We start from the raw sequence: 13,336 nt of genomic DNA on the forward strand, positions 1-13,336 counted from the left end.
TCATACAAGAAGTCAATTACAAGTCATTTTAATTTCCAAAGTTGACAAAATGAGGAATATCGGTTACAAAGTTATCCATTGGTAAAAGATTATTCCTGTTACTATTAAAATCAAAAACCGAATTGTTATCAAAAGGAACACGAGGATAATAGGTGAAAGAAATCTGAATTCTGTTGAAAACCAGATAAGGATTATTAATCAAAACACCAATTCCTATTTTCGTATTTACTTTTGTTTTTAGTAATGTATCATTAGGCATTCCCAACCAACCCGCAGCAGCCGTTAAATAAGGACTGAAATGAAAATTCTTCCAGGTTTTATTAATAAACAACTGAAGCTGATATCTCAAAACCAGTTTTTTGGTTCCGATATAATCCGAATTATACACCGGAAATTCATCGGGAGAAACAAGGTTTATTCTATCTTTATATGAATAGTTATGCTGCGGATTTCCTAATGCCAATGTGGGCGAAAAGAAATGCCTTACTTTGGCAAACTTCCAATCCATAAGATTGGTGAAATACGTGCCATCCAAACGGAAAGACTCCCGATTCTGATCATCCTCATTAAAAAACCTCCCAAACTGAGCTTTCAAATTGAAATACCCGATTTTTATAAATGTACCATAAGATGCCGAAACTCCTACATAAGGTTTCACATCATTACTTCTGGACAAACCTCCTGCGGTAAAATTCAATGAACTTCCATAGGCAATATCCTCCGGTAAATCGTACTGGAAAATATTTTTCTGTACGGAAAAGTTTCTGCGGATAAATCCTACAGACATCAGAAAACTGCTGTAAGAGCTAAAATAATTGTATTTGTCAATTCCCGGACTGTCTTTATACTGGTAGTTCTGAAATCGCCCAATCACCGCAATATTACTGGATACTTTCTCACTAGGATCGGCAGAAACCGGAATCTGATATCCTCCCCATAAATCCTGGCTGTATACTTTAATCTGAACTTCAGGATACTTGGTATCCGTTTCTATCGGAAGCAAAACATTACGTTTAAAATATTCAAACGTAAAACCACCGGCCCATTTGGTAAGTGGCGAGAAGAAATCTCTTCTTACATTTAAGTTGACCCTTTCATTTCTTAAAAAATCTCTTTCTCCGAGAAGCTGAGCATTCACGTAAGATCCCCAAAGATTATACGCGGTATAACTTCCTAAAAGATAATCCTGCTTTTCTTTGGAATCGTTTCTGTAAAGGAAATCTAAGGTATGCCCCAATCCCAATACATTTTCTTCTGTAGCTCCCAACCCTATTTTACTTCCTGAATAGCTGATTCTCGGTTTCAAACTCCAGGAATCAAGAACTTTTACCACAACATCAATAGAATCTTTACCGGAAGCACTATCCGAAACACTGATATTAACTCTGTTGATGAAAGGCATTGTTCTCAATAAACGTTCAGATTCGTAGAGTTTTTGGGCATTATATTCTTCACCTTCTTTAAAAAGTAAATAATTATCAACTGTAGAGTGTTTTGTTGTAGCATGAAGATGATCCGTGATCCAATCATACCATTTTAATTTTTCTTTATTGTCTTTTGAGCCATATCCGAAGGGATCAATGGTTTCTATCCTTATATTCCTGATATACTTTTTGTTGTAGGTTTCCTGCAACATTTTTTCAGTTCTGGATTTAACAGAAGTAGAATCTGCTTCTCTACGAAAAATCAGGCGATGGATAAATTTGGTAACCTTTCTTTGATCCGAAAATTCTTCTATTTTGTAATAAAGAGAATCTTTTTTTTCCTGTGCACGCAAAAAGAGAAAACCGCTTAAAAAGAAAATTACTATTACAAAAGATTTAGTCATTAGTCATCAAATTTCAATAGTCTTTACAACATCAATTTATAAGCCAACAGGGATCAAAATTACACTTTTTTGGTTTCGAGACTGATCTTCGCTCCTCTCCTATCTTTATTTTTACTAATGATCTATAAGTATGAAAAAAACTTTCTAACAGCTCAATCTAATTAAAATATCCATCATATCATCAAAATCATCCATTTTCAGCCACTCTTTAAAAGCCCAACTTTGCAACGTAGATAATTGATAAATACAACTTTAAAATATAAAAAATGTCTGTTTCCGATTTATTTAAACCTTTAACATTTCTTCACGGTTCACCTATGAGAAATCGCTTTATGCTGGCTCCTTTAACCAGTCAACAAAGTGATTTTGATGGGACAGCCTCCCAATATGATCAAACATGGATGGAACAATTAGCCCAAGGAGGATATGGATTAATCCAAACAAGCGCATCTACCGTAGAAGCAGGAGCCATTGCTTTCGAACGGCAATTAGGAATTCACAGTGACAAACATTTGCCAGGACTTACCAGAATGGCAACCGTCATTCGTGAAGGAGGGGCTTTATCTGCGGTACAACTACATCATGCCGGCCATAGAGCCGTACCTTCTTTGGGGGGAATTCCCGCTCCGGCATCTGATAAAACGATAAAAAACGTCAAGGCAATCAGTACTGAGGAAGTACAAAGAATCCGTGACAGTTTTATTGAGGCTGCCAAAAGAGCACAACTCGCAGGATTTGATGGAGTTTCTGTGCATGGAGCTTTTGGATGGATCTTATCTGAATTTCTCTCCCCTAATCTCAACGATCGAAAAGATAAATATGGTGGAAGTGTAGAAAATCGTGCCCGATTAACCATTGAAGTGATTGAAGGAATTCGAAAGGCTTGCGGGCCGGATTTTCAGATTGGCTGGCGATTGTCGATTGAACGGTACGGATTACTTTTAGAAGAATTACGCGAAATCACGGCTGAAATTTTTGACAAGGAATTAATTGATTATCTGGATCTAGCACTTTGGGACTCTGCTCAACGGGTAAGAGAAGGAGCTTTTCAGGGAAAAACAATGTTAAGTGTTTTTACTGAACTTCCGAGAAAAGGGGTTCGCCTTGGAGCCGCGGGAAAAATAATGAGTGCTCAACGGGCCGGAGAACTGCTTGATGAAGGTTGCGATTTCGTCCTGATTGCAAGGGCAGGAATTCTTCAGCGGGACTTCCCGTTACAGGTACAAACGAATCCGATGTATGACAGTCCACAACTGCCTGTAACAGCAGATTTTCTTCGAAATGGAGGTCTCAGTGAACGTTTTATTGAAACCATGAGAGGTTGGCAAACTTTTGTAAAACCGGGCTCATAGTGCATTTGAAATCCTAAAGTAGCAGCTAAAAAGCGAACTTATATAAGTTCGCTTTATTTTTTGTCATGAACTTCGTACACTCTGAAAATTACATTGCAAAAGAGCAGAATAAAAAGCTTTTGAAAAATAAAAAAATCTCCATTACAAAGTAAAAATCATCCATTCTTTAGCGGTCTTTATTGCCACATCTTTGCACTGTAATTTAAATTTTTATACAATGAAAAAAACAGCAATTATTATTCTTTCAGATCCTAAAGCAGGTTCAGAAGAAGCAATGGGAAGAGTATTTAACGCGTTGGCATCAGCTTATGAATTCAAGCATGCAGGTGAGGATGTAAAGATTATTTTTCAGGGAACGGGAATCAGATGGCCTGAGCAACTTGAAAAAGCAGATCACCCTATACACGGACTTTATAGTGAAGTAAAAGAATATGTTCACGGCTTATCAAAAGGATGTGTTGCGGTATTTGGAACTGAAGTTTCTGGGTACGAATTGTTAAATGAAAATGAAGTTCCGGGAACTCCGGGCTTACCAAGCTTCCTGAATCTCAGAAATGAAGGATACGATATTTTGATTTTCTAATTTTATTGAAACTGTCCTTTGAAATGATCAGAGGACAGTTTTGATTTAAAAATAATAATTAAATTGCAGGTACAATGTTATCACAATCTGTCTATACGCTTGTAAATGAGCAAAACGGAAATCTGGCTTTCAAGCTTTTTGAGTTTGATAACAACAGTTATTTTGACCATATTCAGCGGAATAATTATTTTACCCTGATTCTGATCACATCCGGAGAAGGCATTGCTACGGTTGACCTTTGCGATTACTCTTTCAAGGAAAATACGTTGTTTGCCTTTTATCCCTATCAGCCTTTTATGCTGCAATCTACAAAACCGATTATGGGAATATCCATACAGTTTCACCATGATTTTTTCTGTATTTACAGACATCATAAAGAAATTGCAGCTAATGGAATTTTGTTCAACAATGTGTATCAGCAGCCCTTTATTGTTCTTAATGAATTGAGCAGACATTCTATTTTAAATTTGATCAATGGTATTGCTCATGAGCTTAAGGCCGATGCGTTCCGAAAGGATGAAGTTTTAATTTCTTATTTAAAAATTTTACTGGTTACCGCTACAAGAATCAAGCTTGAACAGCAAACCATTCAGGATTCTGAAACCATCAACATTAAGCAGCAATTTGTGATTCAGAATTTGAAAAATGCTATTGAAGATAACTTCCGTACAAAACATTCTGCCAGTGATTACGCAGATTTATTGAATCAGACTCCGGCTTCGCTTGCCCGGATTACAAAGAATCATTTTAACAAAACGCTTTCGGATCTTATTACAGAGCGCATCATCATTGAAGCTAAAAGAGAACTCTATCTCACGGATAAAACCATTAAAGAAATAGCCTACGAATTAGGATATGATGATGAATATTATTTCAGTCGGCTTTTTAAAAATAAAACAGATATTTCGCCTCAGATTTATAGAAACACCATTGGTTTTAACAGAGGAGCAGAATCTTAATTATATTATGAAAAATGAAACCTACAACACCTATATGCTTGAATGTATTGAACTTGCAAAAGAAGCACTCTCAAAAGGAAATCCGCCGGTTGGAGCTTTATTGGTTTTTGAAGATACAATCATTGGAAAAGGTATAGAATCAGGAAAATCAAGTGGAGATATTACACAACATGCCGAGATTTTAGCGGTGAAAGATGCCTTAGCCAATGGCTATCGGGATGTTTTGGATCAATCTGTGATGTTTACCACGCACGAACCTTGCATTATGTGCTCATACCTCATCAGACATCATAAAATTGCAAAATTAGTCTTTGGTGTTTCGGTTCCTTTCGTTGGCGGGCAAACTTCGGAGTTTAAAATACTTGAAACAGAAAATGTTCCGAAATGGGGAAAGAAACCAGAAATAGAAACCGGAATTTTGCAGCATGAATGTGAGATTCTGAATGAGCAATTTGCAGAATATCTTTCTCAACAGAAGTAATATTAATCAAAATAACAAAAGCCTTTCAGATTTGAAGGGCTTTCGTATTTACAGTCAGTTTGATAGTTTAAAGTTATCATTGTTTGATTTATTCATCCTACATTAACTGTTGTATTTTTTTGGGTGTATTTCTGTATTTAAGTTTGAAAGAAGCGATGAAATGTGCCGGTGTTTCGAAACCAACTTCATACGCTATTTCTGTAACGTTCTTTTCCGAGTTTTTCAAGAGCTCATAAGATTCTTCCAATCTGCGCTGCATAATCCATTTTCCGGGATTTGTTTTAAAGGTCTGCATAAATTTCCGTTTAAAAGTTGACAGACTGCAGTTGGCAAGAAAAGCATATTGTTCAAGGGAGATATTTTCTTTGTAATTATTCTGCATCAAGGCAACCAAATCAGGATTTTGATGGGTATCTAAACTACGTAATCGCTTTTCAAAATGATATCCGTTGGGCGCTGAAATAACGATTTGAAATAATTCTCTCATTTTAAAAGGCAGTAGGTTTTGTAATCGTTCTTTATCCTGATTGCCCTCAAAATAAAGCTTAATCTGAGTGATAAAGGAGTTCATTACTTCATCTTCTTCCAGCAAAGCAATGTCTCCGTTTAAACCCTCTTCATTTTGTGTATGCAAAGTATTTTTGCCATTGATTATCTTATCGATTTGTGACTGCAGCCAAGTGTCTGAAAAGAACATGATAATAGATTCGTAGCCTTTTTCCTGATCTTCAATTTTGTCTGAAACGAGGTAAGAACCCTTTTTCATAAAAACCCCGGATCCTGAAGAAACCATTCGCTTTGTCCCGCAACCCAAAATTTCTTTTTGCCCCTGCAGAACAATACTGATCATATTCATATGCACACACATGTTGGCTCTGGTAATTTCCTGATGAGTGTGATAATGCATGATTCGGATATCTTCATTCCACGATAAAACGTTTGGGTCTTGTTCGATAATTTTACGGCAATTGAGCTGGTCCATTGTTTCAGATTTTTATATTTTGACAGGTAAAATTGGGATATTAAACATTTCCGGAAAATGGAGAAATTGTACAATTTGATGGATAAAACTGTCCATCAAAAAAAGAGATGCGTGTTACATCTCTTTCATTCAGTTATGGAATTCAATCTTTTATATGGGTTTAAGCTACGTCTATCTCTTCATTTTCAGGATTAAAACGATCCAGAAATTCGAGATATAACGGTACGCTTCTTTCTATCCACTCTTCTGATGGTTCGAATGTCATTCCGTAGTACGCAAAATAGGGCTGATAATCGGCTTTTATCCAGTCGAACATTGCTTCATAAGGATGGGTAAGATCATCAAGATTAAATTTCAGGGGCGTTCCGCGTTGCAAAAGTTCTTCTTTTAATCCTAATGAAATAGCCAAAGCTACTTTCTTTCCGCCAAATTTAAAACCACTTGAGCTTCCGTAGGCCCACCCGTGCGTAAGCACTTCATCGAACCATTTTTTTAATAATGCAGGACCATAATACCAATAATATGGAAACTGGAAAATGATATGATCGTGTTCTTCAATCAGTTTCTGTTCTGCTGCAATATCAAACTTCTGGTCAGGATAAACCTCGTGCAATTGATGGATATTAAACTTCTCCGGAAATTTCTCTAATTCTCTGAGCCATTTCTTGTTGATCACTGAGTTATTCATATCAGGATGCGTAATGATAATTAATGTCTTTTTCATTTTAAGTTAATTATGTAATAAAAAAACTACTTGATTTTGATAAAGACAAAGTTAGATCAGGCTCTCGGGAAGCTATTTCATCAGAGGTTCAAAAAACATCTGCTAAAGTTCAAAATGAAGCAGTAATCTCCTTTAAAAAGGGTTGGGTAGTACGCGGCCACTTTTTAAATTCCGAACTCATCCTTTTTCCAAATTGATAAATTACGCAATGGCAATCCACTGAAAATTCCTATCTCTGGTTGGTCTAGTTGTGACTTCAGCTCCTGATATTTATAACCGTAGACAGCAAGGTTTACTTCCTTTAAATTGGGTAAAGTGTTCAGCACCCGTACATCTGTCACTTTGGTTTGATGTAGATCCAGACGTTCCAGTTTTTTTAAAGGTTCCAACCCAGAAATATTATTCAACTCATAACTTTCTAACAGTGTGAGCCATTTCAGATTGGGAAATTTTGCTATTTCTTTTAAATTAATTTTTCCCTGAAGGCTCGATAAATCTAATTTTTCAACAGAAGGTTGAATTTCGAACGAAGAAAAGTTTTTAATTTCGCTATTATCCAGGTCCAGAACTTTGAGCTTTCTCAGAGTTTTTAATTCCAGTTTTTTCACTCCATTCAGTTTCAGAAATTCTAAATTGGGAAATTGGCTCAGTCCTTTAATTTTATAACCATAACTTGAAAGATTCAGTCTTTTTAAAGATTTCATTTTCGGCATCGAATTAATATCAAATTTTCGAGAACAACTTGTATCCAATGATCTTAATTTCTTCAAATGTTCAAATCCTGTGAAACCTATATTGGAATTAAAAATTAAAAACTCCAGATTTTTTAAACTTCCTATATTTAAAATCTGCTTTGTTTTTTCAACGCTTATGTCTAATTTTTTAAGGTTTTTTAAAGTCATGATGGATTCTGCAGTCTGTACTGAAACTTCATACCCGATTTTTAAAGATTCCAACGCCGTAAACTTTCCGATGGGATATGTTGTCGGGATTTCCTTAGATTCATAAAATTTCATTTCTTTCAGCTGCTTTTTCAGCGGCAGCAGTTTTGAGAAATTTTTGGACTTTATTTGTTCTTCTTCATGATTGACTAATTCAAAACTTGTTAAATTGGGATAGTTTTTGAAATACGTATGCTTCTTGATAACAGATTTGCTGATTTCTATTCTTTTAATTTGTTTGGCAATGGGGAGAAAAGCGTCTACGTAAAATCTGGAATTATAAAATATCAGACTGTCTACTTTTTTAAATGTATCAAGATCATCAATCGTTTTTTCTTTACAATCACCAAAATAGAATTGATTAATATAGTTTTTGAGTGATCGTACGTTTTTCAAATTTAAAGTTTTTTTTTCCTTCACAAAACTACACATCAGTTGTTTATTAAAAGGATTTTCCTGCTCTTCTGTATTTTCAACAATGGTATCGGTATCTATAATGATTTCTTCAAGTTTCTTAAATTCAGAAAGTCCGGCAAAGCTTCCTATATGACAGTTGCTGAAAGTAATATCCGACAACGATTTGCTGAAAGGCATAAAGCTCAGATCTTCAAACTTTGAATTGGAAATGTATATTCTCCTGAGAGATTTCTGCTTTATCTTTTTTGCCTTATACGTGAAGGTTATTGTATCAAAGTCCAATGAATACAGACCTGCGATATTACTCAGTTCCTGAATATTATCTATATGACAGTTTTTGATTGCAAAGTGCTTAATTATTTTATCAAAAGACGTATGAAGACCATTCAGACACGAGGCATCAAAGCTCATATTGGAAAAACGAATTTCGGCGGGAAAATCTCTTACTACCGTGCAGTCCTGATTGAGAAACGTCACATTGTCCAGATAAAAATAGCTACAATTATCCAATTTCAATAATTCAGAAAAGCTGGCAATGGTACAGTTTGTGAGGTCTATAGTTCTTACATTATCGAGATAAGGTAAAAATTTGGAAAAATCATCAATGATTATGTCTTTAAGCTCTAACCTGTAAATAAAATCTTCTTTTTTATAGTCACCTTCAGGGTTTATCCCTAAAATCTGTCTTATTCTTTTCGTTTCTTGGTCGTTTTCCAATAATGTATTCATTTGATCGTTTTCTTTCATTTTGCCGGTTGCTCAATTGTTGGTTAAATAGTTTTTATTCAAATAGGAAAAAGACCCCTTCTTCAATAACAGAAAAAATACTGGTAGAATGGATATATGAGTCGGGGTTACTTTTCTCAATAGCCATAATATTAACAGGTCCTTCAAAATCATCATCAATCTCTTTTATCCAGATTAGGAGTTCTTCATAATTAATAATATAAATTTTATTATTTACTGATCTTTTGGATACATGAATAAAACCATCTATCAGTAAATAATCTTTTTGACGATCCAGCTGTTGGACAATATTTTCCCTATCTTCATGGGGAGTTCCAAGCCTAATATCCGGTTTGCGGACAATTTTCTTTTTACTTATCCTTTCATACATCCTATGGTAATTGAACTCTACAATTTCTTTAACTAAAAAGGGATCTTTAATGATTCTAGATGGTGGAAATTTATACATACCTATATTATTTAAAAGTGCCTCATCGGATAGAAAATCAGTGTACGGCAACATATTGCAGGACAGCCCCATTTAATTTTTTTGTATCATAAAAAATAGATTCCACAGTATGCTCATCTGTTACTTTTAATTTTCCAGGATAATAATGGTCTGAGAGATTGGTTTTAATCGTTTTAATAATCGTCAGGTCAGAATTATAAACAGAATATTCCCACATTTTGTTTTCATTTTGCGAAAGCACGACAATATTCCCATTGGTTAATGTAACCATTTTTGCAGATTCTATGTAATTAAACAATTTAATCTTGCTATTTTTTGTGACGTAAAAGTTGGTATTTATTTTAGTCAGATTTATTTCTTTAAATCCAATTCTTTGTGTTAAAAAGACATAGCCTTTTGAGGAATCGGTAGAAAATCCGTCCATCTTCATCAAATGGGAATCGGTATAAAGACTATCACTAAAATAGGTAAAACCAGGCTGATCTTCAAGGATTTTGCCGTCAAACTTATAAACATGTGTTTTGTAGATCATATGAGTTTGATCCAGATTAGAAGTAGAAAAATAATAATCTGAGCCCACTTTTGAAACTGCTGACACCTCCATCCTACCCCTGTCGTTATTTTCAGAAATCACGTGGGAAACCGGATCTAAAATCTCCGGTAAATAAGCTTCTTTGGCCGCATGAAATTTGTTGAGATCAACGGTAATTATTTCAAGCTTATGATTGTATCGGTCTTCTTCAGAAGCTGCTAAGACATGAATTTTATCTTCTTCAATCATCAGATCTTTCAGGTAACAGGAATAGTCATTTTTAACAGCATATGCCTCACCCTGCTGCTCCAGGTTTACCACAGTAATCATTGGCTGCCATTTCCTCACATAACTTTCTTTTGAATCTCCATACCCATACTCATTGCCTCCGATAATAAATTTTTTAAGCTTTTTATGATAGCTGATTACCTGTGATGAATAAGCAGGCCTCGCCTTTATTACTTTATAGTTCTGATCCGTTGAAATAATCACATCCTTATCATCTTCAGAGCTCTCTGAAAAATGTATCGCCTTATTGACGAACGCATCTCTTTTCTTTTCGTCTTTTTCCAATACTTTGATTCGTCCGACCAGCATATGATTTCCAAGCTCATCAGTAGCTTCATCCATTATAATCAGCCAAAATCCTTTAAAATAAAGAGGGTATTCCTTAATGCCTGAATCCAGGACTTTGGATTTTGGAGCTACGGTATTGGCATGGGAGGAAATGGCTTTTGTTTTAGAGACTGTTTTTTGTTGAGCCAATGCAGACAGCCCTGCTAACAGTGAAATAAAAAGGATATATCTTTTCATGGTTTTATAAAATTTATAAAATGTTTTTTCCTATATTCTGATGGATTGAAATATAATGGTCGTTTTATGAACTCAACTTGTCTTCGTAATGAATTTGGCAGTTTTGCATTCCATACAATCGAACAGATAGCTTGATCCTTCACCAAAAGTCATGGACGTTTCTCTATTAGAGCTTCCATCAAACCGGGCAGCCAGATGCATTTTGTTATCACAGCCCTCACACTTCGGATAATTATCACTGGGTATATCTAAAGAATCTGTGCTGATTTGTCCCAAAACATTGTGACGGTAAGTTGGATAATATCCTTTTGCCAGCTTAGAGCCTTTAGTCTTTATATTGGTGATGCTGGCGGCATAATTTTCTCTTAATGCCACTTCCTTTTCTTCGGGATAGGCAAACTCCAGATTGTCTGCATCAATTATAACCACTTTGTTGCTGCTATCGTGACCACAGTTTGGCATAAAAACCATTTCAAGACCAAGGCTTGTTCTCAATTTAAACTGATACTGTAATTCTGTCCCACAATCGCATTTTGGCCATTCAAACGGTGTGTTGCGGTCTTTTACCGGCAAACCTCCGAAACTTGTCCCACCCATATAACTTTCCGTATCAATTTTAAGCAATAATTGGACGTATTCACTATTGTCTGCGGTCTCTGTCTCAATTTCATCTGCTAATTCAGCGGTGAGAATGAGATTTTTGTCCCAAAATTCTTCCCAACTGAATATCATAAAACCCTGTCTGGCAATATTTTCGATAGCGGAATACATATCATATCCAGGAGCAAAACCATAAACAGGTCCTACTGAACTGCTGTTGGTTTCGGGATCTTTTATGATTTTAAAAGTGTATTTAAAACCCGGCGTATTTGCTCTTACTATATATTCTTCCCAAATGGTTCTAATGATCGAAAACCCGGCATCACATTCCTCATCACTGATTTCCTCTTCATCCTCAAATTTAGGTCCCACCTCATCGAGGGATATGTCATAAATATAGAAAGGGGAATCATAAACATTTTGGGGCAAATCCGGAACAGGTATTTCGAAACTCTGAAAGAATTCTGACAGAGAAAAAACCAGCACAGCTGGTTTATTTATGTCCTGTATTTTTTTTATGTTCATATTTTTATGAAGGCTTAAACCTTCTGGTATTAGTATTTTAATTTATATTGAATTTTCTGGTTCCCAGCATCAATTAAAGTACCCTATCCAGTTATGGCTTAAAAAAGAAAAAAGCAACGGCTGCCCATTCTTTCTTAATTCCGCTCGCATATCCAATCGTACCATGGCTGCTGTTTTCTACGGTTCCATTGTCTTTGATATACCCAATCGTGCCATGGCTGCTATTCTCTACCGTTCCGTCTTTTTTTACATATCCAACGGTAGAACCGCTTCTGTTTTCTATCGTTCCATCACTTTTGATCCGGCCAATTGTACCATGGCTTTTGTTTTCTATGGTACCATCACTTTTGATATAGCCAATCGTACCATGGCTACTGTTTTCTATGGTGCCGTCACTTTTGATATAGCCTGTTGTGCTATGACTTCCTGATTCAATAGTTTGAGCGTTTGCGAATGATATTCCTGCTACAACGATAGCAAAAGTTAATAGTTTTTTCATAAGTTTTTATATTGAATTATTATTAAAGTTATTTCGAGTGATGCCATCAACACCTGTTGTTACTATTTTTCCTATTGGATTTGTAACCAACCATTAAACGAAATTCAACATATTCAAAAATGGTTGAAAATGCTATGAAATGATAGGTAAAATCTTCCGATTGGGGCTTTGTGAGAATTCCTGAATTAGTATATTTTTTCTCTTTTAGAACGGGTGTTTCTGAGGGATAATTTGTCAACAATTCTTCTGACAAGCTATGGAAAATGTCATATGAGCTCACTTTTTTAGAGTCAGCCATTCTTGTGGGATTCATTTTGTTTTCCAGGTTATTCAAAGGTATAACTGTCCTTTAGTGTTATTAGTTTATTACCTATATTGAGTTTCACTGAAATCTTAATATAGATATTGCAATATAGCTAGTTTCACTGAAATATCATGATATTTTCTGTTTATAATATTGTCATCAATAAATTTACCAATAGCATAAATTTAAAATTCATTAAATAATAAAGTATACCCATCCAGAATTTTATCCTGGATGGTTTCATTAATAAGATGTAAGATATTATTGACTAATTGATATTCATTGTGCTCTTCTGCATAACAATGTACTAAATTTAAGTTCAAATCTTTTGCATCTTCCTTTAAACTCACTGTAACAGATCTTCCATCATTTATAGTGAAAGCAGTCGGAATCGAGGGATTTTCATGACTTTCTTTGATCAGATTTACAATTTCACTGATTTTTTCTTTATTATCAATTATGTCGCTCCATGCTCTCCCTTTTTCTTTATAGGTTTCCGATTTTGAAATAATGACAATCAGAGAATAATGCTCATTATTATTCTTTATTTCAATGTCCAGACAGCCATCCAGAATATGAATTTCTATTTTAATCATCTGTA

At 35.1% G+C, this 13,336-nt stretch carries 13 protein-coding genes; 4 read left to right on the forward strand and 9 right to left on the reverse strand.

Features of this window, described 5'->3' with window-relative positions; genetic code table 11:
• Nucleotides 1–28: 28 nt before the first annotated feature.
• On the reverse strand, nt 29–1,828 hold the full coding sequence (locus tag ACL9RH_RS07850) for a hypothetical protein (protein ID WP_422692810.1): 1,800 nt from the start codon (nt 1,826–1,828) through the stop codon (nt 29–31).
• A 266-nt stretch (nt 1,829–2,094) separates the two neighbouring features.
• Between ACL9RH_RS07850 and ACL9RH_RS07855 the strand changes: the two genes are divergently transcribed.
• From ACL9RH_RS07855 to ACL9RH_RS07870, 4 genes are all read left to right on the forward strand, one after another.
• On the forward strand, nt 2,095–3,180 hold the full coding sequence (locus ACL9RH_RS07855) for an NADH:flavin oxidoreductase (protein ID WP_422692811.1): 1,086 nt from the start codon (nt 2,095–2,097) through the stop codon (nt 3,178–3,180).
• A 217-nt stretch (nt 3,181–3,397) separates the two neighbouring features.
• Entirely contained in the window at nt 3,398–3,763 is a 366-nt protein-coding gene (locus ACL9RH_RS07860) for a hypothetical protein (RefSeq protein WP_422692812.1), read from the forward strand.
• Nucleotides 3,764–3,837: 74 nt separating this feature from the next.
• The gene (locus ACL9RH_RS07865) at nt 3,838–4,722 is read left to right on the forward strand and encodes a helix-turn-helix domain-containing protein (RefSeq protein WP_422692813.1); all 885 of its coding nucleotides are present in this window, start codon (nt 3,838–3,840) and stop codon (nt 4,720–4,722) included.
• Nucleotides 4,723–4,729: 7 nt separating this feature from the next.
• The gene (locus ACL9RH_RS07870; RefSeq protein WP_422692814.1) at nt 4,730–5,203 is read left to right on the forward strand and encodes a nucleoside deaminase; all 474 of its coding nucleotides are present in this window, start codon (nt 4,730–4,732) and stop codon (nt 5,201–5,203) included.
• A gap of 97 nt (nt 5,204–5,300) precedes the next feature.
• Here ACL9RH_RS07870 and ACL9RH_RS07875 read toward each other — a convergent pair whose 3' ends face one another.
• The 8 genes from ACL9RH_RS07875 to ACL9RH_RS07910 all read right to left on the reverse strand — a co-directional run bounded on the left by ACL9RH_RS07875 (nt 5,301) and on the right by ACL9RH_RS07910 (nt 13,331).
• Nucleotides 5,301–6,185, reverse strand: coding sequence for a helix-turn-helix transcriptional regulator (locus tag ACL9RH_RS07875; protein ID WP_422692815.1), 885 nt, complete (start codon nt 6,183–6,185; stop codon nt 5,301–5,303).
• Between the two features lie 160 nt (nt 6,186–6,345).
• A complete protein-coding gene (locus ACL9RH_RS07880) occupies nt 6,346–6,909 on the reverse strand; it encodes an NAD(P)H-dependent oxidoreductase (RefSeq protein ID WP_422692816.1) in 564 nt (187 codons plus the stop codon).
• 164 nt (nt 6,910–7,073) lie between these two features.
• Complete coding sequence (locus tag ACL9RH_RS07885; protein WP_422692817.1) at nt 7,074–9,014, reverse strand: leucine-rich repeat domain-containing protein; 1,941 nt, start codon at nt 9,012–9,014, stop codon at nt 7,074–7,076.
• A gap of 34 nt (nt 9,015–9,048) precedes the next feature.
• The gene (locus tag ACL9RH_RS07890; protein WP_422692818.1) at nt 9,049–9,462 is read right to left on the reverse strand and encodes a hypothetical protein; all 414 of its coding nucleotides are present in this window, start codon (nt 9,460–9,462) and stop codon (nt 9,049–9,051) included.
• Between the two features lie 37 nt (nt 9,463–9,499).
• Nucleotides 9,500–10,807, reverse strand: a complete 1,308-nt coding sequence (locus ACL9RH_RS07895; protein ID WP_422692819.1) for a hypothetical protein — start codon at nt 10,805–10,807, stop codon at nt 9,500–9,502.
• Between the two features lie 72 nt (nt 10,808–10,879).
• Nucleotides 10,880–11,932, reverse strand: coding sequence for a hypothetical protein (locus tag ACL9RH_RS07900; RefSeq protein WP_422692820.1), 1,053 nt, complete (start codon nt 11,930–11,932; stop codon nt 10,880–10,882).
• Nucleotides 11,933–12,023: 91 nt separating this feature from the next.
• Entirely contained in the window at nt 12,024–12,431 is a 408-nt protein-coding gene (locus ACL9RH_RS07905; RefSeq protein ID WP_422692821.1) for a 5-fold beta-flower protein, read from the reverse strand.
• Nucleotides 12,432–12,920: 489 nt separating this feature from the next.
• Nucleotides 12,921–13,331, reverse strand: coding sequence for a hypothetical protein (locus tag ACL9RH_RS07910; protein ID WP_422692822.1), 411 nt, complete (start codon nt 13,329–13,331; stop codon nt 12,921–12,923).
• Nucleotides 13,332–13,336 lie beyond the last annotated feature (5 nt).

The sequence above is a fragment of the Chryseobacterium sp. Mn2064 genome, from assembly GCF_049319685.1.
Lineage (GTDB): Bacteria > Bacteroidota > Bacteroidia > Flavobacteriales > Weeksellaceae > Chryseobacterium.